General features: G+C 36.3%; 19 protein-coding genes and 1 pseudogene. All 20 read right to left on the bottom strand.

What is annotated here, in order from left to right; all coding sequences use genetic code 11:
- Window positions 1-174: 174 nt before the first annotated feature.
- The 20 genes and pseudogenes from DES36_RS13285 to DES36_RS13195 all read right to left on the bottom strand — a co-directional run bounded on the left by DES36_RS13285 (window position 175) and on the right by DES36_RS13195 (window position 25,653).
- Window positions 175-1,575, bottom strand: a complete 1,401-nt coding sequence (locus tag DES36_RS13285) for a relaxase/mobilization nuclease domain-containing protein (protein WP_113921701.1) — start codon at window positions 1,573-1,575, stop codon at window positions 175-177.
- A 239-nt stretch (window positions 1,576-1,814) separates the two neighbouring features.
- A complete protein-coding gene (locus DES36_RS13280; RefSeq protein WP_170128318.1) occupies window positions 1,815-3,050 on the bottom strand; it encodes an ATP-binding protein in 1,236 nt (411 codons plus the stop codon).
- An 80-nt stretch (window positions 3,051-3,130) separates the two neighbouring features.
- Complete coding sequence (locus DES36_RS13275) at window positions 3,131-5,437, bottom strand: protein kinase domain-containing protein (RefSeq protein ID WP_113921699.1); 2,307 nt, start codon at window positions 5,435-5,437, stop codon at window positions 3,131-3,133.
- A gap of 407 nt (window positions 5,438-5,844) precedes the next feature.
- Entirely contained in the window at window positions 5,845-6,129 is a 285-nt protein-coding gene (locus tag DES36_RS15085) for a CD1845 family protein (RefSeq protein ID WP_113921698.1), read from the bottom strand.
- A gap of 80 nt (window positions 6,130-6,209) precedes the next feature.
- Window positions 6,210-6,545, bottom strand: coding sequence for a plasmid mobilization protein (locus tag DES36_RS13265; RefSeq protein WP_113921697.1), 336 nt, complete (start codon window positions 6,543-6,545; stop codon window positions 6,210-6,212).
- The gene (locus DES36_RS13260) at window positions 6,545-12,211 is read right to left on the bottom strand and encodes an SNF2-related protein (RefSeq protein WP_479722704.1); all 5,667 of its coding nucleotides are present in this window, start codon (window positions 12,209-12,211) and stop codon (window positions 6,545-6,547) included. The genes DES36_RS13265 and DES36_RS13260 overlap by 1 nt, the downstream gene beginning before the upstream one ends.
- A 668-nt stretch (window positions 12,212-12,879) precedes the next feature.
- A complete protein-coding gene (locus DES36_RS15200; RefSeq protein WP_242981775.1) occupies window positions 12,880-13,230 on the bottom strand; it encodes a TnpV protein in 351 nt (116 codons plus the stop codon).
- A 971-nt stretch (window positions 13,231-14,201) separates the two neighbouring features.
- Window positions 14,202-14,720 carry a general stress protein gene (locus DES36_RS13255; RefSeq protein WP_113921695.1) on the bottom strand — a complete coding sequence of 173 codons (519 nt, stop codon included), beginning with the start codon at window positions 14,718-14,720 and terminating at the stop codon, window positions 14,202-14,204.
- A gap of 253 nt (window positions 14,721-14,973) precedes the next feature.
- Window positions 14,974-15,186, bottom strand: coding sequence for a sporulation initiation factor Spo0A C-terminal domain-containing protein (locus DES36_RS13250; RefSeq protein ID WP_113921694.1), 213 nt, complete (start codon window positions 15,184-15,186; stop codon window positions 14,974-14,976).
- Window positions 15,187-15,223: 37 nt separating this feature from the next.
- The gene (locus DES36_RS13245) at window positions 15,224-15,445 is read right to left on the bottom strand and encodes a transposon-transfer assisting family protein (protein WP_113921693.1); all 222 of its coding nucleotides are present in this window, start codon (window positions 15,443-15,445) and stop codon (window positions 15,224-15,226) included.
- Between the two features lie 2 nt (window positions 15,446-15,447).
- Window positions 15,448-17,016: a RadC family protein gene (radC, locus tag DES36_RS13240; protein WP_113921692.1), complete on the bottom strand. Its 1,569-nt coding sequence runs from the start codon at window positions 17,014-17,016 to the stop codon at window positions 15,448-15,450.
- Window positions 17,003-17,188 carry a hypothetical protein gene (locus DES36_RS13235; protein ID WP_113921691.1) on the bottom strand — a complete coding sequence of 62 codons (186 nt, stop codon included), beginning with the start codon at window positions 17,186-17,188 and terminating at the stop codon, window positions 17,003-17,005. Before DES36_RS13235 ends, radC begins: the two co-directional genes overlap by 14 nt.
- A gap of 4 nt (window positions 17,189-17,192) precedes the next feature.
- The gene (locus DES36_RS13230; protein ID WP_113921690.1) at window positions 17,193-19,280 is read right to left on the bottom strand and encodes a DNA topoisomerase 3; all 2,088 of its coding nucleotides are present in this window, start codon (window positions 19,278-19,280) and stop codon (window positions 17,193-17,195) included.
- Entirely contained in the window at window positions 19,277-19,447 is a 171-nt protein-coding gene (locus tag DES36_RS14940) for a hypothetical protein (RefSeq protein ID WP_170128315.1), read from the bottom strand. The genes DES36_RS13230 and DES36_RS14940 overlap by 4 nt, the downstream gene beginning before the upstream one ends.
- Window positions 19,447-20,169: a DUF4366 domain-containing protein gene (locus DES36_RS13225; protein ID WP_113921689.1), complete on the bottom strand. Its 723-nt coding sequence runs from the start codon at window positions 20,167-20,169 to the stop codon at window positions 19,447-19,449. Before DES36_RS13225 ends, DES36_RS14940 begins: the two co-directional genes overlap by 1 nt.
- The gene (locus DES36_RS13220) at window positions 20,156-20,407 is read right to left on the bottom strand and encodes a DUF4315 family protein (RefSeq protein ID WP_113921688.1); all 252 of its coding nucleotides are present in this window, start codon (window positions 20,405-20,407) and stop codon (window positions 20,156-20,158) included. The genes DES36_RS13225 and DES36_RS13220 overlap by 14 nt, the downstream gene beginning before the upstream one ends.
- An 11-nt stretch (window positions 20,408-20,418) precedes the next feature.
- Window positions 20,419-22,179 carry a C40 family peptidase gene (locus DES36_RS13215; protein ID WP_170128314.1) on the bottom strand — a complete coding sequence of 587 codons (1,761 nt, stop codon included), beginning with the start codon at window positions 22,177-22,179 and terminating at the stop codon, window positions 20,419-20,421.
- Between the two features lie 213 nt (window positions 22,180-22,392).
- Window positions 22,393-22,656: pseudogene (locus DES36_RS13205) on the bottom strand (VirB4-like conjugal transfer ATPase, CD1110 family); the annotation flags it as partial.
- A gap of 260 nt (window positions 22,657-22,916) precedes the next feature.
- Complete coding sequence (locus tag DES36_RS13200; protein WP_113921686.1) at window positions 22,917-23,606, bottom strand: hypothetical protein; 690 nt, start codon at window positions 23,604-23,606, stop codon at window positions 22,917-22,919.
- Window positions 23,607-23,706: 100 nt separating this feature from the next.
- Window positions 23,707-25,653 carry a hypothetical protein gene (locus DES36_RS13195; RefSeq protein WP_148581900.1) on the bottom strand — a complete coding sequence of 649 codons (1,947 nt, stop codon included), beginning with the start codon at window positions 25,651-25,653 and terminating at the stop codon, window positions 23,707-23,709.
- Window positions 25,654-25,814: the final 161 nt, after the last annotated feature.

Genomic DNA, 25,814 nt, shown 5'->3' with positions numbered 1-25,814 from the left:
GGAAATAATTGTGGCAAGCAGGGCAAGGTGGTACACACCTTGCGATTTTGCATAAAATTCCCTTATGGAATTTCTGCCAAATCTGCTTGTTGGGGAGTATCCCCAATCCCCATTGAACACACAATAAATTGTGTGGCTACGCTCCCTTTGGGAGCTGAAAAATCATAGATAAAATTACCTTTCTTCCTTGTGTTTTTCTTTTTCCTTCTCTGGTATATTCTCACCTAAAAGACGTTCAACATTTGCCTTTGCAGTCAGTATATTTTTCATTTCTTTTTTTATAGAATGGTACTTTGCATAAGCCTTTTTCTTTTCAGAAAGTAGTCCAGAATATTCCGTTTGTAGAGCCTTTACCGTGGGTAATTTCTTACCCTCTAATTTATCAAAAGCAGCCTTTGCAGCTTTGTGTAAAAGTAAATCCGCAGTATGTTCTTCATAGAATTTCTTAGAGTATCCTGCCTTACGATAAGCGGTATAAATATCACGAGTTTTTGAATAGTTGATGATATGAGTTTTTAACTTTCCTATCTCTGTCATACGCTTTTCTGTTTCTTTAATTTGGGTCGATAATTGATTGAAATTATCGGTAGCAACCTGTGCCTTTTTTTCTAAATCTACATAGGCGAGTAGATTATTTTCCGTTAAAAAATTGATAGTCTGTGCCATCTGTTTCAGGTTGAAAATCTTTGCCCACCGTTCGTAGCCACCACCTTTTCCTGCTTGTAATTTTGCCTGTATATCTATCAAGAGATTGACATGAGATTGTGAATTTTCCTTTGCTTTTTTCCTATCAACGATAGGCTTTTCTCCACAAATTATAGCCTTGATTTCTTCCTCTGTATAACCTTCTCCAAGAGAACGTAAACGGATAAATTTCTTTTGGTCTTTATTTTTAAAAGAAAGATATTTTCCATGCTTAATAGAGTAACCTGCCTGTTCCATTTGCAATAAGAACGTATCAAAATCTATAGGCGTTTTTGAAAGTATTTTATCTATAGTGTTTCGCAGTTTTTCCGAATGAGTAATAGGCTTTTTATCCCCGAGCCACTTACCATAATGGTTTTTCCCACGCTTTGGATTTTCTATAATAGACAGTCCATTTTCAAGGCAAAGACGGTCAGATATCTTTCGTACAGCTTTACCTGAGCCTAAGAAATCCCTAAACTTTTTTGTACAGTCTAAAGAAATAGAATTATATATCATGTGATTGTGAATATGGGACTTGTCTACGTGAGTAGCTACAATAAAAGCATGGTTGCCTTTAGTAAATTTCATACCTAATTCATAACCAATTCTATTAGCAAGCTCTGGTGTAACTTCTCCCGGCTTAAAGGACTGCCTTATCTGATAAGCTATTACATCATTTGCTTGTTCTCTCCCTGTAATATTGGAGTATATTCTTTTGGATAATAAAAACTCTCCTTGGACTGTTTTAGGGTCACATTCATAAGAGCTGATGTATTCACCATCATTAGTTTTGTCAGGGTTTATTGCATAGTTTGTACGGGCTGCAAGACAGCTGGCAATAGACTTTCCTTTGTTTCGATGCATAGAAATCAAACGGGTTGTTGCCATGAAAAACACCTCCTTTAAGGCCTGAAAAAAGAGTTACACTATGGTAACTCCTAATTTTAATAAGTTGTATATAAATTGGTTGTTCAATAAAATTTATCAGAATCATCAGTTTAGAATACACTTACATTGATAAGTTTAGAATTGTATACCAAACTATTGGCGATTCTTCACATCATTAATTGTTTGGATGCAGTTAGTTAAATTTCTCATCGTTGCTATAACGCTATTTGTTATACATATTACTTTTGTCTCCATTGTTCAAGCCATTGAACTAAGGTTTTCCCAAATTTGTAAATGATAACCGTAGTAACATTTTTCGAATAAGTAGGAAACATTTCATCTATACTTTGCACCTCAACAGCCGCAGTAAAGTCATCCTTGTGCGTATTAACATAGCTCATAAATTCATTATGTTCTTGTTCGCTCTCAAATACTGGTACAACCGTAAATGCTCTATTGTACAGTATTTGATCCTCATCGTAACATTGCTTAGAAAAAAAGAGGTTATAAGCAAGAAATTTAACACTATTTCTTATATAAGCATAGTACTTAATTGAATTGCTAGTATTATTAAGATGGATTCCTAATTCTCTATTCCAGTATGTATTGGGCTCAATGTGATAATAGGTTTGTCTTGTAGCTTGGACTCCATAAAGTGAAATATTTAACTTTCTACCATTTAAAAAGACATCCCATTTTGCTCTCATACCTATTTCCTCTTCCCCCATATTCCAATTAAATACATAAGTAAATAAGTATGGGAAATCCATCACCCAAATATCTGTATTTCCTATGCCCTCCCCTATTTTAACTTCAAGGTTATAATTATAATCTCGCTCAATTGTAATATCACCATATTCACTATTGTAAAATGTATCGTAATCATCAGTAGAATACCAACTTTCTACATTTTTCAAACGCTTGACAACCTTAAAAACATCTGATCCTACCAACCCAAATCGTTTTTTCCACAAAAACTCGGTGCCCTGTTTAGTAGCACACTCCGCTGAACTTGTATTTCTGTCTCCAACTCTACTATAAACCACCCCTGCACGGATAACCGTCTTATTCTTCCTATAATCAGTGGTTTTTGAATAATCATTCAACAAATAATATGGCGTGACATCACTGTTGTAAACTATAAGCACATCAATTTCTTTTCCACTGATTTCTATAGTTTTTACATCTACACTAGGGATTTCCTCCCCCGACCAAGTTTGAGAACTAAGAAATCCGACAATATTTTCTTGGTTTTTCCGGTTATTATCTTCTGAAACACCAATAATATCAAATGTACCATCCTCAATCCCAAATATAATATATCCATCTTGCATTTCAATGGTTGTATTGTTAGCCATACAAATAATATCTTTAAGTAAATCAGCGTTGTTGCTATACCAGTTTTGCTTAAAATCCCAATAGCTACCCTCCGAGGCTTTATTGATAAGTGATTCCACAATATATTTCAATTCCATTTGCGTTCTCTCCATAATTATATTCCCCAACCTTTGAATTTATAAATATATTCACACTAGAATTTCCTATTTTATGCTTACTAATAATATTTTTTTATTTCCTCTAAGAGTTCTTCTTCGTTTGTATTTTCATGAACGTAGTCCATATTTTGTTTTCGTCCGGTTTTTAAATATAGTAACCATCCTTGCAGCGAAGCTATGTAATCATCATCTAAAGTTGATAGTTTTGAATATTTGCCTACATATACATTGCCTGCATCCCATGACTCGTGTCTTACTGGAAATAAATATCCATAGCCAACATTTTTAATTACTTTAGCATAGCCATCTTCATTAATAATAAGTTGATTGCTAAATCTATCATCAGCCTTTCTCATCTCTTCTTCAATTTCTTGTTTTGTGAATAAATGAGTAGGTTTACCAGACTTAATAAGTTTAATTGAAAAACAAGTTTCATATTCCTCTAAATCTTGCAAGTTATTTTCTTTTAGAAATTCGGCTATTTTTTGTTGAAGTTTATTTTTTAACCTTATCGCCAACTCTCTATTGTAGACATAATAACATTCCTTTTCTAAAGCCGAATTCAACTTTTTTATATATCCGTCAGTACAAATGTAGTTATTTACTCCCCTAAGTGTTTCAAGTGAAAAACGAGCATTTGGAGAATTAAATATAAAAGCAAATTTTATTCTTTCTGAAGAAGGTAATTCACATGGCTGCAATATTGTTTTAAAATCCCATTGGTTGTAATTTTCTTTGATATACTCTTTACTCTTTTGTTGTTCAGCAATTTTTTCTTTCATTTCATTATTACTTCGTTCTGGAAAATGCATTTTAAAAGGATTACTATTAAGTTCTTTTAAATTAAGGATTCTGTCTTCTATATCTTCATCTGATAGATGTTTTAATGTGTCATCACGTTTGGCATAATCATACAGTTTTGAGCAGAACTTTATTAAGTCATTTATATAATCTCTGAATTTATCAGCACTACAATCACCATGTCTGCCATCATATGTTCCGCTTATTCTATTGTAGGGACCACGTTTAAGTACAATTAAGAATTTTCCTTTGGTATAACGATAGACCGTTTGAAATCCTTCGGGTAAAGGAGTTCCCATATCATAATCATAAACACCATATTGAGCGTATTGAGCCGAAACATAATGAGCCGGGGTATCCTCAACCAAATATTCAGAATCAAAGCAATTATTATTTTCAAAAATAGGGTTCAATTCATCAAGCTCAAGTAAAAAATAATTCCACTTATAGCTTTCATCAAATCCTTCAAAATATAATACTTTAGGTTTAACAACATAACAAAACCCTATTTTATCATATAACTTAATGCATCCATCTTCCGTTGCGGGGACAGCATGTGAAAAATCCAGACCCCCTTTATCATGAAAAAACATATGATTATATGCAGGAGTCTTGCCAATAATATTTAATACCTCAATAATTTTATACACTTTCCTCCATGATGACGATTCTGGTGGGTTTAACCCGAATAATTGTTTGTTGAGAAAATTCCAATCACTAGCTTGAGATTTATCTATATTTGAATAAATTTCAATCCAATTTTTTAGTCTTTCTTTAAACTCCTTAATAGTTGGACGAATATCAGGATTATTATCAGTAGCATCCTTAAGAAGCTCATCTATTTCTACCAGATGAGTATCTCTATATCTGTTAAGATAACGCAAACTGTGGCTTGAATCTAAATAGTCATATGCACCGTCAAATCCTTTTTCATCTTTAGATAAAAACATCCACATTGTTTTTGCCAAAGAAAACACATCAGCTTTCTTTCCATCGGCTTTTTGGGGATTTCTTTTCATTTCAGGTGCGATAGTAAATATTGCACCCAACCCTCTATCTGTTTTAGTAAGATTATCAAAATTATCTGGAAAATCCACTAGCCCAAAATCTCCAAGAGAAAGTCTATCATTATAATAGTAGATATTTGCAGGTTTTATATCTCTATGTGATATTCCTTTATTATGCAATAACTCTAATGTTTCTGCCAATTGAACAACACCTAATACAATTTCTTTAATTTCTTTGTTTTCAATATGTTGCATTATTAGTTCTGCAATAGGCATAGTATACCAATACTCTTGCTCACAAGAGTAGATGATAGGGATAATCCCTAATACAGTAGTTGCATTTTCTTTTGCTATGGATATTTCATTTTTAAAGCGAATCATAGTTTCTCTATTTTTATACCTCTTTTTACCTTTATTATTTATTTTGAAACGCAATTCTTTTAGAGCATATTTTTCATCAGTCAATTTATTTTTAACAAAATATACATTTGCATTACCACCACCAGTTGGTTCTCCTTCTATGTCAAAACTGTTATGCCAACTATTGTTTTTTCCCATATATACCGTCCTTTCTTTTTTCTAACTATAATTTTGTTTTCATAAAGAATCATAATATTTCGCTTACTCTATCAAACAAACTTTTCATAAATACCAATATTTCATGGCTTTCTATTATGTTCTATCCTATGCTCATGGCTAAACCATGCATAGTTCTTCATAAAATATGTTCTTCTTTAGCTTTAACTGTTTTATCATTGAGCCGAATATACGAATTTCTATTTATCTATTACATCCAATTATATCCCCACACCTTTAAAACATCAACAAATGAAATAGCAGAAGCCCCATCAAAAAGCAAGGGTCGAGATAAACGGCTACGCCGCCCTTGCTTTCCACTGGTACTTCTGCTGTATGTCAATTAAGGGCAAAAGCCTAAAAATGCTTTCGCCCTTATTCCATTTCCTTTACACTGATTTCAGTAAGTCATTTAATCCCTCTATCTTTGTTATCAGCCATGCAGCAAACATAGGTATTCCGTATGGGCTTATTAGATATGCCAGCACAATAGCTTTTATTCCCTCCGAAGTTTCTCTTAAAATGAAAATCGTTCCAAGTGCAATCATAAGTACTACAAAGGACAATATTGACAGCACGGCGGTTGAGAACAGGCAAATAAAATCTAAAAATAATATAAGAACTGTAAGTATCAATGTAATTGGAAATAATAATATTTTAAGCAGTATCCTCATAATGAATCCTCCCTTATATGTTGATACATTATATATTTAAAACATACCAAATGGAAAGAGTTTTGTCCATTATATGGATTTTAAATTGCAGAAAGTCTGGATAAAATTTCATCTGCTGTCTCCCAGAGCTTGCTGTAGCTCTCTCTTAAATCTTCTATATCCTCACCGTAAATATTTCCTGTTTCATGGACACGTTTAGTAAGCTGATTAAGACTGTTACTGGTACGACGTAGAAGTGTTACAAGCTCCCTTATGTCTGATAAATCAAGATGAATAACATAGCCATCTATAGCCATTTTGCGAAGATAGGCTCCCATGTTCTTTGTACCAAGCTGAGCCATCTTTTCATCTATGAGACCTCGCTCATTCTCTGTTACCATGAAGTGTAGTTGAACATTTCTTTTTCGGTTTGCCATTATCTCACCTCCAAGTATTTACCTTGCTTTTCCTTTACCTCTTTCCCTGCCTGCGAGGGCTGTTTTAGGTTATCTAATACAGAAGAACGTTCAGATTTAGAAATCTTTTTATCAGTCTGCTCCTGCGGTACAGAAACACCTACACCCATGTTCAATTCAGTATCAAGAACAGTAAGACGAGAAATTTTATCCTTTAGTTCCTGCTCTTGGGGGAATGGCTTACCAATTTCAGATTTTGCTGCCTCTTGTTGTTTATAGAGATTATCAAGTTGATCCGTAACCGCTTTTAATCTGTTTGGAATATTAGCAAGAGCATTATCTATACGAGTAAGATTTCCTCTTGCATCCTTTCCCAATTTTACCGTATTGCTCATTGCTCCTTTTAAATTAAGTTGAAATTCGTTAAAAAAGCTATCATAGGACAGATACATAGTAAAACCCCGATAACTGCCGATTTCAATTGGATCTTTGCCCTTTATTTCTTTACAAGTCTCAAGGAGAGCAACACCGGCTTTGTCCTTATCCATAAAGGTATTGCCTTTAATCACCATTGGTAAAAATTCACCTTCAGCAAGGACATTTTCGGAAAGGGTCTTTAAGTCCTGTTCAAATCCTCTGATAAATCCCTTATTCTTCTCAATATTTTCGGGAAAGTATTTTAATAAATTATCTTCCAAACGGTACTGATTACTTTGGTGGCTTGCCTTTAAAAGCTTTAGCTTTGATACATCAATATCCAAATCCATCTTTTCCTTGATTTTTGGATTGCCTGCACATAGGGCTTTAATTTCTGCATAGGAGAGTGCTGTTTCATCCACATCTTCACAGGAGCGGACAGGACTTTTAGAAGTCATAATCTGTGAGATAAACTTCTGCTTATTTTCTACGGTCTGCCACAAATATGCGTCAAATGTTGCTTCAGTTACATAACGAAAAATATCAACTTCATCGTTCATATTTCCTTGTCTTTCTATTCTTCCTGCACGCTGTGTTAAGTCTCCCGGTCGCCACGGGCAATCTAAATCATGAAGTGCCACAAGGCGGTCTTGAATATTCGTTCCTGCACCACATTTTGCTGTACTGCCAATAAGTACACGAACATCACCACTACGTACCTTTGCAAATAACTCTTTCTTCCTGACATCTGTATTTGCCTCATGAATAAAGGCTACTTCATTGGCAGGGACACCTTTTTTAATTAGTTTCTCTCGTATATCATCATAGACATTGAAAGTTGCGGTATAAGTATCTTCCTCTTGTGCTAAGTCGTCCTGCAAAGCATAAAGTTCTGTACCATTAATGGTTTTGTTTCCTGCCTCTGCCACTCTTTGCACCTGTGCTGTTTTACCTTTTGGGGTGGAAATATCACAGAAAACAAGCTGTGTCAGTTTTTCTGCTGAACCTTTATCCCAAATCTTGTAGATATTATCTATACAGGCATTTACCTTGCTGTTTTCATCATCAGGAAGAAGTGGATTGACGATACGTTGGTCAAGTCCTAATTTCCTTCCGTCAGAAGTTATCTTTAGCATATTATCTACAGAGGGATCAACTTTGTTTGCTTGGATATCGGCAGCTCTATCCGATAAGTTCTTAACCATTTCTTGCTGTATTTCTGTAGGTTTTACTGCAATGGTATGATAATTGGTTTTAGGAGTAGGCAGATTTAATTGGTCAGCTGTTTTAATATCTGCAACTTCTTTGAACATTGCCATGAGTTCAGGCAGATTAAAGAATTTAGAAAACCTAGTCCTTGCCCGATATCCTGTACCTTCTGGAGCAAGCTCAATGGCAGTTACCGTTTCTCCAAAGGTACTTGCCCAAGAATCAAAGTGAACCAGTCCGTTTCTTTGTAATGTGTTGTATTGGAGATATCGCATCATGGTATATAGTTCGGTCATGGAGTTTGAAACAGGAGTCCCAGTAGCAAATACAATACCTTTACCGCCTGTCAATTCGTCCATATAACGGCATTTCATAAACATATCGCTGGATTTTTGTGCATTAGTAGTGGATAGCCCTGCCACATTTCGCATTTTGGTATATAGAAATAGATTCTTGTAATTATGTGCTTCATCTACATAAAGCCTATCAACTCCCAGCTGTTCAAAGGTTACAACATCATCTTTACGTTCCTGTGACTGTAATTTTTCCAGCCTTTGCTCCAGACCTTTCTTCGTTCGTTCTAACTGTTTGACAGTAAATCGTTCACCTCCACTTGCCTTAACTTCTTCTAACCCATCTATAATCTCATCAATCTGTTCACGAAGTAGGCGTTCCTGTCGTTCAAGAGACATTGGAATACGCTCAAATTGACTGTGTCCTATGATGACTGCATCATAATCTCCTGTGGCTATCCTTGCACAGAATTTCTTTCTATTTTTCGTTTGAAAGTCTTTCTTTGTGGCCACCAAAATATTGGCGGCAGGGTAAAGCCTTAAAAATTCACTTGCCCATTGCTCTGTAAGATGATTGGGTACAGCAAATAGTGGTTTTTGGCAAAGTCCTAACCTTTTACTTTCCATAGCGGCAGCTACCATTTCAAAGGTCTTTCCTGCACCTACCTCATGGGCAAGGAGTGTATTATCTCCGTAAAGAATATGGGCAATGGCATTGACTTGATGGGGTCTTAATGTAATTTCCGGGTTCATACCTACAAAATTAATATGCTTTCCATCGTATTCACGAGGGCGGATAGAGTTAAATTTCTCATTGTAAGTTTTTACTAAGGTCTGCCGTCTATCTGCATCCTTCCAAATCCAGTTTTGAAATTCATCTTTGATGGTCTGTTGTTTTTGCTGTGCCAAAGTAGTGGCATCCTTGTTCAATACACGCTTTTCCTTGCCATCAGGGTCTATCACAGTATCATAGATACGTACATCACGAAGATTTAAAGTATCCTCTAAAATTCGGTAGGCATTGGCTCTGTCTGTACCATAAGTAACATAAGCAGCTACATTGTTATATCCAACGGCATTTTTATTAGTAATGTTCCATTCAGCCGTAAAATGGGCATATTTTACTTCCACCTCCCCTTGAAGTCGGTAGGGGGTATCAAATAGCTCATACATAAACTGTTCAATATATTCCTTGTCAATCCAAGTTGCACCAAGGCGAACATCTATCTCAGAGGCATCTAAGTCCTTTGGTTGTGCCACCTCTAAAGCCTCTACATTGGGTCTAAATATATCTGAGGATTGTGCTACTAACTTTGCAGTATGAAGTTTTTCTCTGACATTACCTGAAAGGTATTCATCTGCCGTAATATAATTTATAGAACTGTTGTCTAAGGTAGTTGGCAGAGGAAATATAACTCCTCTTAAATCATTGGCAAGCTCTTCTTCAGAAAGTCCTGTAAGCTTAGCCATATATTCCATATCTACCTTTGCCTTTTCTGCTATGGATATTGCCAGTGCCTCACTTGCAGTGTCTACTGAATTAACTGTTACACGCTTTTTAATGGTACGTTTTGTGAACATATCAGCTTTTGCTTTAAGATTGCCGTTTTCGTCAATATCTTCAAGGGAGCAAAGGAGATAGTAGGAGTTGTCATCACTAAAGGCAAGGCTGTTTCCACGACTGTTAATCAATCCATATTTTGCAGTAAAATTGTCATAAAGACGATTTAAGGTTTCTTGTTCCTCTTTAATGGTTTCATCACTGTAATCCTCTAGTTGGTAGTTGATAAGATTATCTACACACTCTCTAAGCTCCACCATCCCTGCAATGCGTTCCTTTGCCTTTTGGTTGATATCAGGCTTTACCATACGGGAATTCTCACGGTAATACACCTCACCGTCTACAAGGGTATAGGAGAAGTTCTTTACCGTAGGGTCGGCTGGAATAGAAGTATCAGTATCTACTTCCATATCAAGCATCTCTATTTCAGATATACTGCCCTCTATATTTATAACAGCAGATTCTAATTGCTCTGAAAGGTCAGCATAGGGGAGTGGCGTACAAGTGCTTTCCATTCCAAACTGACCACTTTTCATTTCCATTGTTCCTAAAATCATTTCAGGGTGGTCGGCAAAATAACTGTTTAGGGCTATACCATCCTCATTGGTATCAAGGTGTATCCAATCTCTATCCACATCTATGGGTCTATCACGCTTTTGCAGAAATATAATATCGCTTGTAACCTCAGTTCCTGCATTTTTCAAAAAAGCATTGTTAGGCAGTCTAATTGCACCAAGTAATTCGGCTCTCTGTGCAAGGTAGCGGCGTACATCAGGACTTTGCTTATCCAAAGTTCCTTTTGAGGTGATAAAGGCAACTACACCTCCTGGACGAACTTTATCTAATGCTTTTGCAAAGAAGTGGTCATGAATGAGGAAATTGTTGCTATTATACCGTTTTTCACTTAGCTTATAGTTTCCAAAGGGTATATTACCAATAGCAAGGTCAAAAAAGCTGTCAGGAAGTTCTGTTTTCTCAAAGCCGGTAATGGATATATTGGCATTGGGATAAAGCTGTTTTGCAATCCTTCCTGTAATACTATCTAATTCAATACCGTATAGATTGGAATTTTTCATACTGTCAGGGAGCATACCAAAAAAGTGTCCCGTTCCACATGCAGGCTCTAAGATATTTCCTGTAGCAAATCCCATACCTTCCACTGCATCATAAATAGCCTTTATAACTACAGGGCTTGTATAATGGGCATTAAGGGTAGAGGCTCTTGCCATGCTGTACTCATCTTCAGACAGCAGGTTTTTAAGTTGCATAAACTCATTACTCCAACTGCTGTTATCTTTATCAAAGGTTTCAGACAAACCTCCCCATCCTACATATTTTGATAATATTTCCTGTTCCTCTTCTGTAGCAGGACGGCGTTCTTTTTCTATGGTCTGCAAGGTGGTAATAGCAGCTATATTTCCTGCATATTTCTCACGCTTACTTCCTTCGCCTAATTTCTCATCAGTAATTCGAAAGTTCTCAGCTTTTTCTTGGGGTACTTGTAATTGGGGATAAAGTTCTAAAAGCCGTAAGAAACTCTCTCTACTTTCCGATCTTAGTATGGGATATAGCAGGGACGGGTCACGCAGGGTCACATGATAATCTGTAATTTCTTCAATTAAAAAAGGCGTACCGTTTTCAAGATATACGGTATCGCCTTTAATGTATGGTATTAAATTATTTTCTATAGGTTCTTCAGCTTCTATTATTTCATCTTCTGCTTGATGTGGGGGAGCGGAATTAACAGATTCGTCTATCAAAGATGGAGCAGGTGGTATTTCTATAATTCCTGCCTTTTCTCTCTGTAATTCTTCAAACCTTTTCTTTTCTTCGGTAGTCATATAGCGATCATTGGTAATCAGATAGTCAATTCGTTTGGCAACTTTGCTCCAATTTAAAAGTAGTTTATCATCACTTTCTCTACGGCTGTATAAAATTCCTTTTGCATCGTGTTGTTGATTGCTGTTATCGGCTCCGGAAAGAGCATGACTTCTGCCTCCTGTACCATACTCATTTTTCAGAAAATCCTCTTTTTCTTTTGGACTGTGAAGTTGTGTAAAGTATTCATAGATGCGGTCTTTCCCGTTTTGAACACCACTTCCTCCTGCAAGTTCCTTGTCAACTTCATCTTGTGTAACGAACATCTTAAAGTCTATAATATTCTTGATTTCAGCTGTAAATTCTCGTTTTGGAAGTCCTAAATCCATAAAATAAGAAAGCAGTTTTTGTGGTTTGTAAAAGTGGAAACGCAATAGTTCACTATCTTCCTCGTAAGCATTAGTAAATCGCTGTAGTCCATCAATTAGATTATCAACCTCCTGTGGATCACTTAGTAATTCTGCAATATGACTGGTGGAGCTTGGAAAACCTCCATTGAAAATTTCTTCATCAAAGAATTGACCATTTGCCTTATCAGCAAAATTCTGGTGAATATACCAAAGTGTTTCTGCAAGTTGTTGCCTTTCAAAAATCTCTACATGTTCTAAGGTATCCTGTGTTGCAAACTGTCCTTCATTTAGAAGTTCCTCAATCCTTTCTGCCACATCAGTCCATCCAATCACTTGTTTTGAACGAACATATAAAGCTGTATCCCCTTTTGCAATATGAATACCTTCTTTGTTAAACCATAGGGATATTTTTTCTCCATCAATATATAATCCTTTGCCACCTTCTTTGTATTCATTCTGTAAAAAGGCAGCCTTTTCTTCAATGGATTTATTCTTTTGATAAAATGAAACTATTCTCAATAAACTATTATTTCTATTGCTCCCTGTCCTTAAAATACTGTCTATATCCTTTTGTTGTATAGAAAAAGCGGAAAGCTTTTCACTCCCCGCTATTATTTGTACCTGTTCTTCCTCCGTTGGAAACAAGGTTAATTGTATATAAGTTCCTTCAGTATTATTTCCTCTGCTTGTGCCTTCAGGTTGTTCATGTAACCTACCCATTCCATCTGCTTCTGTCTCTTGTCGGGTGCTGGCTGAACTTTCTGTAAGTCCGACATTATCTGTGTTAATCTCCTGTTGGCTGTTTTGTCTATCTCCAACAGATGGGGAAACAGTTTCTCGCTCAACAGCAGAGAATTGAATAAGGGTGTTCGATGTTCCTGAAGATATTTCTTCCTCATTCTCCCGTATTTTCCGAGATGCTGTTCTGGCTGTGTCAATGTCAGGTCGGGTATCAGATAATCCCCGTTCCTGCTGTAAGTGATTTCGTTCATATTCATTTCTCCTTTCACGTTCTATTTTGACTATGGTAATTGCAATCTCTCTAAAGACCTGTTTAGTCTGTTCATTAACTGCCGTACCTAATAGTGTAACTGTATCTTGGGTGTTAAAATCAAATATACTTAAAAAGTCCTCATGTGTAAAATATTCTTCCGTGTTCAATCCGCATCGTTTCATCAAAGTGTATGCGGTACTAATAGTAACAACATCTTCAAAAGCCTTTTGGATATTGTCCTCATCATATTCCTCTAAAAAACTGTTTTCTACGAGATACCTTATATCCACTTTGTGATTATCATAATACTCCATGGACATATTTCTTGCAATGTTATAAAAGGCATCGGAAAGATTATTATCTTCTATACCATATTTATCTGCTAACATATCTAATATCGGTTGTTTATGATGCTCCTGCATTTCCCATAGATATGGACGACGAGAATTTTCCCTGCCACCTGTATCGGAAACATCAAAGACATACCGTATCTTAGGAGTGTCCCCTGCCGGGTCAATTAGGGCAATTCCCTTTGAGCCACGACGGACATATCGGTTCATTTTATTGTTCCACAAATCATATTCTGCACAAGCCGTAGCATCAGGCCGCTGTGCATAAATCATGAGCTGTTCATAATAAGTATATCTGTAGAGCCTTCCAACAGTGGTAAGAAATCCTGTCCATTCTGCATGACTTCCTGTAATCTGCTTAGCGGTATTCTCTGCCAACTGTGCAAAGGCTTGTGCTTTATTTGCCATATTAGTCCTCCTTAACGCAAAAATACCCACTACAGAATAATTTCTTGTAATGGGTATTTATCTTATCTTATCTTATCTTATTTTATTTTATTTTATTTTATTTTATTGTTGTTGCCTTTGGTTTTATTTGATTTTTACATATATATTAGATGAATAAAAAATAAATAATGCGTCTTAACTTCAAATTTTATTTATAATGTCATCGGCAAACTAAAATTTAAACCATACTATCAAAGTCCCTGCTTAGACATGATTGTTTAAGCCTTTTTGACCTCAATAAATACTTAATATCAGAAAGATTATCATACGAAAGTTGAAAGTGAAAATAGTTAATATATTCAAGTATCGCAAATATATAGATAAAGCCTGCAATGCCCAAGCTGCCTAAAGGTAATGATGGATATAATTTTAAAAAATCAAACGCAAAAATAAACATTATGATAATTATTAGGCCGATATTTAATTTCTTCAAATTTTTAAAGCTTTTTACAACTTGGATAGGAGTTACTGTTGTATTTTCTTTCTTTAATCTGTTCCATTTTACATACCAATATATACTTCCCTGCACTAATAGAAATTCTAAAAGAAAAAAAGAAATCCAAAAAGAGGTTAGCGAATACAATCGTAATTGGGGATAAACTTTCTTAAGTAAAAAAAATACGACAATAAACATTACTACTGACATTAATTCGCCAGTATATAAATATGAAAATCGTTTTAATAATCTTTTTCTCAAGTATTCATCTCCTCTCACTAAGTTAGTGGGAAAGTGATTTTCATAAAATAGTTTAAGATATAGATTTTGTTTACATCACAATAATCTACATATATACATTATATAAGCCACTTACCAACTTAACAAGCAGTAAATATATTTCCAACACCCATTTTGACCTCTTTATTCTGTATCATATCTATCCTTTATCCTAATATAATCTACAAAACTACCCAATGCAAAATAATCCTTTGTATTGGGTAGACAAATCTTGTTATTTTACTTTATCTGCTGCATACCTTATAAACTCATAGGGTGTAGGTATTTCATCTTTTGATGGCACTTGTTTTTGATAAGCCTCTGTAACTCCATCATCAGGTGTATTGGTATAAGCATAGTCTAAGGCTTTCTGCATTTCCTCTTTTACTTCTTTTATAGAAACACCATTTTTTCTTGCTACTTTACGGTAAATCTTTCTCATACTCATTTGTTTTCCCCTTTTCTCGTTAGTTGCTTAATAGAAACTATCCCTCAAAATCAGCAATCAGTTCTGCTGTAATACTGTCAAATTCAACATCACTCATAGCAGTTACCTTATCCATAACTGATTGTGCAAGTTCCAAAAGTTCAGTTTCATCTTGCTCTAAGTGAGTTTGCATTTGAGTAAGTTCCGAGAGTAAACCTGTTCTTGAGCCAGTATTGTAGATACAGATTAAATTCCTTTCTTCTAGGGTAAATTTATTCATAATCATCGCTCCTTTTCCGTACCTATTTGAGGTATTCTTTTCTGCTTATCTTTCTCTATGAATGGCTTTGTTTTAAGCTTTTCTACTACAGAAGTTTTCTTTTCCTTTCTTTCTCCTTTTATACTTTGCTCCAACTCTGTTACTGTAGGCTTATTATTGATAATACCGTCCAGTTGGTTATAATTTTGCTCTACTGATTTTTCAGCAGTTTCTAAATAATTATGTGCAGGAAGAAAATGCGATTGTTCTTTAAAACCAAAGCTGTCTACATAATAAGAAGATACAATACCATTTACCTTTAAGGCAATGATGTCACTAACAGAGATTGAGTGTCCCCTAAAATCAGTCGGGTGGTTTATATTAAACTGTTCATAGAGTTTGTTAAGGGTATGGTTTTGATTTCCGTTAAAATCGGTTATGGGAGCAGTATAGATAAGCTCATAATTATCATGATCTACAGAAAGCCCGGAATTTTGCAGTCGTTCCAATCCTTCAAAGCGATAATCCCTCAATTCTTCTCCATTTTTAAGCTGATAAATGGCAAAGGAATTATTAGGAGTTTCCAAAAACCTCTGTTCAAGTTCCCATACAGAGGTTTTTTCCTTGTCTTTCATTGCCTCATAGTTCTGCAAGGCTATCCAATCGGTACGCTGAATCCCGAATATCCCACTGTGATTATCAATATCCTCACGGTCAAATGCCATTGATTCAGTATCATCCTCATAAAGCAGGTACACTGTCAAATCCTGCTCAAACAATTCTGCTGCTCGTTCCCTTGATAGTGGCAGCATCCCATCATCTAAATATCCGTAGGAATTACGGTCTGAAATACTTATATCTGGGTCAGGCAAAGGGTAGGTATGTTCTTGTATTGGTACATTAAAATCCATGCTTTGTGCCTTTGTACCCTTTGTAAAATCATAATTTGCGTCCTCATTCCGTACTGATGAAGTGATATTGTAAACCTCTGTGGCTTCCAACACACCTTTAGCCTTAAAGGAATAGAGTTCATTCTGATTGATACCATTAATAATTAGATGGTCTAAAACTCGAATACCCAGTAGATTTCCAGTCTCTCTAAGGCGTTCTGTAATGTTAATATCCTCTTTACTGGGAGTTAAATCTCCAGAGGGGTGATTATGACATAGAATTACTGAATTGGCCTTATTGATAATGGCATTCCTAAAAACCTCTCTAGGGTGTACGAGGGAGCTGTTGATAGTCCCAACAGATACAACTTCATGGTCAATGACACGATTCTTAGTATTGAGAAAGGCTACAACAAATGCCTCTTTATCGTATATTTTATCCATCACCGAATGGAAAAAGTCAGATGCAGCTTCTGGTGAATTAATTATAGGGTTTCGGGTATTGATGCCACTGCTCATTCTGTACAAATCGAGAAAGGCTTGGTGTTTTTCTCGTTGAGCCGGAGTAGAGAGGAGCTGTGTGGCGTTGTCCACTAACGAGTTTAATCCCTTTCTCTGTGCATATTCTATAGCATCATCCTCTTTTACGCCGATAATTCTTGAAAAGGCTTGGATATAGCGAAGTTCATCAGTATTTGCCATCTTCATCCACCTCCTGTTTCTCTGCTAAATCCATGAGTAGGAACAAATCCTTTAGCTTTTCAGCATCCTCTTCTTTGGTGATATATTCTTTGGGATTTTCACGTAGTTTTAATATATCCTCGGTATTCACTTCAATATCTAAAAGGGTCTTAATCAAATTTTTAATATTCATAATTTCACCTTCCTTTCTTTGTGGGAAACTCCATTTTTAAATTTACATATTTACCACCTGTATCATCAAGAATGATAATGGCATCATAGATTTTACCTGTTTTTTCAGAATAGCAGCCATTTAATTTAACTTTGCCATTTTCCAAAAGTTCTGCTGCTATGGTCTTTGTTAATTTCTTTTTCTTTGCAGTAAAAAACTTATTCTCTTTCCATAAGGCAAAACCGCAAGTTCTGTTTTCACAGCAAAATCCTTTCTTATTTGCTAATACACGCACACCACAGCGAGGGCATTTACCGATAGACTCTCCCTTAGAGTTTGAGGGAAAAAGGGTATCTGCTCCTTCAATAATTTCATAGGTTGATACAATGTCTTTTGTCATAAGTGAAATATTTTTTAAGAAAGTATTAGGGTAGAGTGTTCCATGTTCAATCTTCTTTAATTGTTCCTCCCATTGGGTGGTTAGCTGTGCTGATTTTATTGCATCTGGTAAAACTGTAACAAGGGAAATTCCTTTATGGGTAGGAATAAAGTACTTTATCTTTTTCTGTCCTCTACGCTCGGCAAGTCCCGTTTTAATGAGCTTTTCCAAAATTCCTGCACGAGTGGCAGGAGTACCAATACCTTTACGCTCTGTATAATCTACTGCATTATTTGCATTTTCCATAGCCGAAAGCAAGGTATCATCTGTGAAATGCTTTGGTGGACTGGTCTTTCCTTCCTTAATCGTAGCTTTTGCGGGATATACTTCACCTTGGGCAACAGGTGGCAAAGCAGTATCCTTTTCTTCTTGAGACTGTTCTTTTTTAGTGTCAAGATAAATTTTCTGGATTGCCTTCCAGCCATCCTCAAGTATGGTTTTACCCTTTGCAGTAAATATTGCACCGCTATATTTTGCAGTTATAAGTGTTTCTGCATAACGACAGTTATCTCCAACTGCACAAACTAAACGCAAGGCAATAAGGAGTAAAACTTCCCGTTCTCCAAAGGGTAGAGAGTGAATATCATAGCTTTCTATTCCCATAGTTGGAATAATAGCATGGTGGTCGGATACCTTGCTGTTATCAATTATCTGTACTGTATTGATAGATGGTTGAACATTTTCAGGCATAAAAAAACCTGCTGTAGTTTTTACCAAAGCAGGGATACTATCTTTCATATCTTCCGTAATATAACGGCTGTCTGTTCTAGGATAGGTAATTAACTTCTTTTCATAAAGGCTTTGGACATATCCCAAGGTCTGCTCTGCGGTAAATCCAAGCTGTCTGTTTGCCTCTCTTTGCAATGTGGTAAGGTCATAGAGTTTAGGGGGGTTTTCTGATTTTTCTTTTCGCTCTGTCTTTTCGATGATGATATTCTGACCGTCACAGGCATTGCGTAAAGTTTCTGCCTCCTGTTTTTCTTGAAGTTTTTCTCCTGATAGGATAAGACTTCCTAAGTCAAGCTGTACGGTATAGAAAGGTGTTACTTTAAAGCTTGTAATATCAGCCTCACGCTCTACCATCATGGCAAGAGTAGGAGACATCACTCTGCCCACATTTAAGGTCTGTCCATAGAGAACAGAAAATAGGCGGGTAGCGTTAATACCTACAATCCAATCGGCTTTGGCTCGGCATAGTGCAGATTGGTAAAGCAATTCATAATCTGATCCATTACGAAGATTTTTAAAACCTTCCTCAATGGCACTTTCCTCCATTGAGGAAATCCAAAGCCTTTTAATAGGCTTTTTACAGGATAGCCTTTCATAAACTAATCGGAAGATGAGTTCTCCCTCACGTCCTGCATCTGTGGCGGCAATTATTTCAGTAACATCACTGCGTTTCATTAGGTTTCCAATAATCTTCATTTGCTTTTCCTTGCCCTTTGAAATGACATACTTCCAATTATTAAGGGGCAAGATAGGCAAATCCTTATACTGCCATTTAGCATATTTTTCATCGTAGCAATCGGCAGAGGCAAGTTCCACCAAATGTCCCACACACCATGATACAAGATAGCCGTTGCCTTCCATATATCCATCTTTTCTGACCTTAGCACCGATAACGGCAGAAATATTTTGTGCTACGGACGGTTTTTCTGCAATGACTAATTTCATTTTTTAACGTTCCTTTCTTTTGAGATTGGGATATGCTCAACATTAGCTACCCGACGATCCTTCTTTTTACGCTTTTTATCATCAGGGGCAGGAGATATTTTCTCCCGCCCGTATATAGGTTTTTGCACCATCATTTTTTCATAAACACTATCTGTAAAAAATGTCATTAAATATCCTCACTTTCATCATTGTCTTCATCTTCATCCTCAATTTCGTATTCATACTCATCTTCAAAATCATCTTCATCTTCAAAGTCATATTCCTCAAGGAGTGTATTGCCTTTGGTATTTCCCTTATTTTTTAACACCTTGAAATAATAAAATCCACCACCTGCTATGCCTACAATCAGTAAGATAATCAATATACTTCCTGCGTTATTAGTTTTTTCTTCCGTAGGCTCAGGAGCAGGGGCAGGGCTTGTGGTCTTTCCTGTGCATTTAGTAAGGTCATTTCTGCAAAGACTACAATTAGGGTCTACCTTTCCATCTTCACAAAGGTCGGTGCAATTACATACCTGTGATACTTGAGGTTGTTGTGGAGTTTCTCCCTCAATGAGTGCAAGCAAATCGGCCTCATCTACAAGGTTTAGGAAGTAGACATTTTCCTTATCCCCGGCACGGTCGATTACTAAGTAGAAGTAGTTGCCGTTCTTGGAAACAAGGGTTACAAATTGTTTATCCTCGGCTTCTTCTTCTGAAATATCGTCTACAAGGGTCAGGTTTCCATCTGGAGTAAGGGAAACAGGGTCCGACTGTGGTGTTTCAGTTTCTTCAGGAATAAGCGGTATTTCTTCTTCACCACCTCCTGCAAAAGCTGTTGCCGGGAAAGCTGATAGGCAAAGAAATACTGCAAATAAGGTTGCAAAGATACGAATGTTAATTTTCTTCATGGGTTATTTCCTCCTGTTTTTGAATGAAAAAAGACGCATCATTTTTTTCACGATACGCCTTTAAAAATGTAGATAGCTCACTGGTATTCATTTTGGTACTACGAACAAGCTCTACAATCTCGGTATTTTCCAGTTCTGTTTTTTGTCGCTCCAATTCTCGGAGCTTCTGTTGTAATTCTGCAATTTTTCCTTTTGTTTTTGTAATTTCTAAAAGAACCTTTTCTTTCTTCTTACTCATTGAATTCCTCCTTAATTCAAGCGTCCATAGGCATAGAAATGTTGTGTCCAATAAGTGCTATTTACAGAGGCATATTGTATGGGATTTCCGCAGTGGATCATCATGCCATTTCCTACATAAATTCCAACATGTGATACTGCACCACTACTAGCATAAGTTCCTGTAAAGAAGATAATATCTCCGGGTCTTGCTTCACTTGGTGGTATTATGGCACATTGATTGAAAATACCCTGTGCCGTTGTTTGGTTCATAGGGTATACACCCGATTGATTCAATACCCAACACACAAAACCGGAACAGTCAAAGCTGGTGCTTGGAGAACTGCCACCCCATACATAGGGATAGCCTAAATATTTTTCAGCCTCATTAATAAGGGCTGCAAAATCAGGATCAGTCAAGGCATCAGGTGGTATATCATAGTCTGTATATTCACCTTTATTTGGAGCATAAATATTGCCCTTAAACAAGTAAGGCTTGTTGCCCTGTGTTTCCATATACACGGCAAACATTTTGTTCTGTTCATCAGTCAAATTATTTGTGGCAAGAATACTGATATCCTTATTCTTCAGAGTAATATGGAGAATGTAATAATCATAAGGGACTTCTACGGTATAGGTATCGCTATGGGTATTTCCATCCTCATCTGTCCATGTATCAGTACGTGTTTCAGTTCGATAACGTACCTCTACTTCTTCATGGGTAGTAAGAGAATATTGTTGGTGAAATAAAGCTCTCAGTTCATCCTCAACCTCGGACTGTTTATATACCTGTAACTTTGCCGTCAAATAAGAGGCAAGGGTAAAGGGGTTATGTCCGATTTCATCTAAATGATATTGATACTCGTCATAACCTGGATATTCGCTTTCTATATTGTCAATGCGTACCTGCAATGCCCGTTCCAGTGTCTCGTAATCTTCATCTACGGCTACGATGTCCTCGTCCTCAGAAGTATAAGAAGTTCCTACGATACTTTGTAAGCCACCCTCCATCAGAATAGAGCAAGAAGAAACTGTACTTATCAAAAACATAAGGGCAACTCCGATTCCAAGAGCAATCAAAATACCCTTTTTATTTCTGACAATAAGCTGTGTGATTTTTTCAGTGGCACTTGCTGAATTTTTGACTGCTGTTTTTGTATTTTTAGCCGTTTGATGGGCTGTCTTAGCACCTTTTCCATACCTATTTGCAAGGTACTGTTTTTTTATTGCCTGCCTTTGTTGCCAACGAGAGATAGGATTAGTAAGAGTTTGGGAATTATCCCGTAAACTCTTTTTATACAGATAATTGACCTCGGCTTTAACTGTCTGTTTTTCTGCTTTGGCAAGGTTCCGGTAGGGTTTTAACTTATGACTGCGGTAGCCACTTTGTATCCGCCTTTCCCCAAACTCTATCCCTTGTTCCGTATTATGTGCTGCTTCCACGCCCACATTATCCTGTTCGCCCTCACGGATCTCCTTATGAATTTTATTAAGCAGTTCTTTTTGTGGAATGGTTTTAACAGCATGGGATAGCTTAGAAGTCGGCTTTGGTTTATCTGTTTCTTCAAAATATAAACGCACCTTTGCTTTGCCTGTTTTGGCATCAAAGGTGCGTTCTGTTGCAAGACTTTTTTTCTTTGGGATTTTTGCCTGTGCCTTTTCTAATTTATCCCCTGCTTTTTCTGCTTTCTTTAAAGGCTTTTCAAGCTCAGGGTCAGCACGTTCTTCATCGGTAAAGGTAAGCCTTGATACTTTACCCGCCGGACGGAATGGTCTTTTACTCTTTTGACTCAAATAAATTACTCCTTTCTACGCAAAAAGCCACCTGTATCTCTACAAGTGGCTTTTACGCAATGGTATTGTTTCTGTATTGCGATTTTGCTGACCTCAGCAAAATCGTAAGAATGTTCCTATTCATCAAGCATAGGTGGCTCTTTTTTCTCTTTTAACTTTTTAAGCTGTTCCTTACCAATTTCGGCAATACTCTTTTCAGGAGATGGAAATGTCTTATGCTTTTTCTATTTCGTTTGGCTTAGTAGTCATGATACGGTAGAGTTCCGTATCTTTCGGGAATTTATCAGCAAAGGGCAAAATCACATTGCCGTAAAACAATAGTCCTTCGCCCTCAGCTGATTGGGTTACATAGGAAAGCTGATGCGGGGAGATGTTAAGCTGTTTTGCTAAGATTTGTCTATCTCCTGATGCTTGGTTAAGCATATAGATGAAATCAGAGTTTTCAAAGATATTCTCCACTTCACGAGATGCGTTGAGTAGACAATAATGATGTCGTTAGGACCTATTGGGGCCTTGGCGGAGGGTTATTTTTCTCGATATAAACCTATTGTGAAGAATAAAAGTTCTTTTCTTCATCCATTTGGGAGTTCTTCAAACTTTGGTACGTTCTCTAAATCATTGTCCCAGTATGAAATACAAGTTTAGCAATCATCTTAATGACATAATTGGACAATGCTCTTCACTTGTGTTGACCTTGTAAAAAATTTTCACAAGGTGTGGTTGCCTTGTAGGAAGCATTAATTTTCTCTCGAAGTAGTTTCTATTAATGTTGGAGTACCAACAGATACGCGCGCAATTCTTATGCTACTGTCTTCTGCACTCTGCTCGAAGATAAACATACACTGTTGCTCATATAAGTTAAAATACATGTCCTTAAACAAAATACTAAAAGTCACCTTATCAATATTCATATCCCCCAGATTATCTGCAATTCGCTTTTGATACATATCAAAGCGACAAGTGCTTTTCGGAGTTGCCACATTTGTTTCATAGTCAAAAGGACAGCCACATCCATAGATAGCAGTAACAGTTTCACACATCGGGCATAAATAATCTTTTGACATATCTTCAATATATTTTCCTGTTAATTCAATGGCAGTTCCATTTCCCTCGTTTGTAAACGAAATTGTAAAATAAAGTGTCTCATTTTCAAAATATGTCTCTATTTTTTTGTCCATGACAAAATAAGGCATGGCTGCGATTCGGTTCTCGTCTTGTTGTTGCTTTAAGAGTTGTTTGTGCTGTTGTTCTGTTTTTTCGATATTTTCTCTATGTTCTTTCTCTTGTTTTTGAATTTGTATCCTAAATTGCTTTTTTTCATGCTTCAAAGTTAACCACAAAATAATGATTGAAATAATAGGGCTAACAATAATTCCAATCAAGTCTATAATTCCGAACTCGTTCATCCAAGCTATACTTTCTAACATTTTATTCCTTCCTTCTCAGTGGAGATAATGCAATATTACATCTCATTCGCAGAGTTGCATATTCCCAAAGGCATGGCTCGGCCTTAGTACCTAACATCTATTAGTTATCATTTACTGGAAGAATGTGTTCTCCCCAAACAAACTCGTTGTTCTGTTCGTCAATTTTCAAAAATAATATTGTTTTTGATTTTGCTGGCTTACTAGGAGTTCCATGAAACCTATAACTATCATCTTCAAAAGATATTAATACCTCAAATAAAATTGCTTGGTTTTGCTTTTTTAATATTTCTAACAAGCATTCTTTTTCGATAACAACCATATTTCCATAAGTACTATGTTTTTCATAACCGCTTTCATTTTCCGGTTCGCTCCAATGATACATCTGAATAGGGAAATCGCTATTGCTATCAACTCTTGTATGCAAAAGTTGATTTTCTTGTGATAAATTCAAATCTTTCCTGAGATTATCGGATAACCCCATCAAATAATTTGACGCAGTCAAATAATCTTTTAGCAGCAAGTCTTTTTTATCAAGAGCATCATCTGAGAATGTAGTAATCACCTCGCAAGTCGGATGAGCGAAAAACATAGGCTTCTTGTGGTATCCATACTCATGGTTTTTTTGATAAAAGTCAAAAAGCGCAACATTTGGATTTTCCAGTTCAGTTACTAGCTGATTAATGTAATCTTTTTTGACAAAAGCACTTTCAATCCGAATATATCTGTTACTCTGCTGGAAGTGAGCGGAATATTCCATATCTAACGAAATTCCTAATGAATTATCTGTCAGCTTTTTAGGCAGATGTTCAGGAATAACATACCAACAAGTCGGTTTTATTTCTACTGTCTTTGAAAAATCCCACAAAAATGGCAAAAGCGGCACATGGTTACGAAATTCAAAGCACCATAATCCATTCACTCCAAACAGATATCCATTTAGCCATGATTCATAAGATTGATAGTCATCTCTAATTTGCTCTTTAGTCTGGCGATATCTGTCTGCAACATAAAACATTGAATGCCATTCTACATACTTTTCAAGAGTCTCTACAGTTGGAATATGACCATGATTATTGTATGTTTTTTGATACTCTTCTTGTCTTAAAAAATTTTTATTCCATTTGATACATTGCTCATTTGTAACTCCAAACTGAGCAACAAAGTAATCACATTCATTCGCCACTTCATTTTGTGTACAGCCAAATATTTCAGCTACATCATCATACCAATATCGCAATGTATCAGTAGTATCGAAACTGAATTTCCAACTTTCAGAACTTTTTATGCTTTCACGTTGGTATTTTCTCATTCCACTGACATGATCATGCTCTATACATTTATCGCATATTGATAGTTTATCTATGGAATCAGCATCACAATATGGTGCAAGCAGTAGGCAAATATCTCTTGCCAACCTTCTCTGCAAAGCATGTACTATATTTTCGGCACATGCAATAGATTTGAAAAAAGGGTATATTGAAACTAGCGATTTTGAATATGTCTTTGCAATGCGCAAGCAAGTAGCTAAGTACCAAATTCTCGCTGATTCTATGAAAAAATAGTTCTTTTCATCCATATACCATATAGGTAATGGATTGTTATAGATTTGCACGATATTTTTTATTATATCAAAGTCTCCAAGAACAGCAGTACGCAACAAAACATGTGCTGCTTTACAGCGCACGCCTTTATCTTTATGTCCCAGTAGACGCCATATGAAATACTCAACATCATGCTTATCATTTTTGATTTCCGAAACCTTGATATTATAGTCTGCTCCGTCTCCAGAAGCTGGATGTACATGGACCATTTCATTGTCCGTTGCCCAATGCAGCAGCTCTAAAGCTTCCTCTGAAGAAAGTACAACAGACATTCGGCAAATTGTCTTTACAAGTTGTTCGTCATAAATTTCAATATGATTTGCTACGTAATTTAAGAAGGCTTCATATTGCACCTGACCATTGGTAGGAAATATAGCAAGTAATGTATTATAAACGTCCTCATAGCCATCATATAAATGCAATAACTCTCTTGCAAATAATTTCATGAAATGTTGTTGTATGGCGGTGGGTATGCATATGGGGACGGGGTATGCATATGGGGACGGGGTATGTAGGCATTTGCGGAATAGGCAAATTATAATGTAAATATTTAGGATACTCGCGTATAAAGAATTTTTACAGAAAAATTTAGGTAGAAATCAGTTTT

It is taken from the genome of Alkalibaculum bacchi, assembly GCF_003317055.1.
GTDB classification, from domain to species: domain Bacteria; phylum Bacillota; class Clostridia; order Eubacteriales; family Alkalibacteraceae; genus Alkalibaculum; species Alkalibaculum bacchi.
Note: the sequence above shows the minus strand (reverse complement) of the source record. Positions and strands in the feature narration are given on the sequence as shown.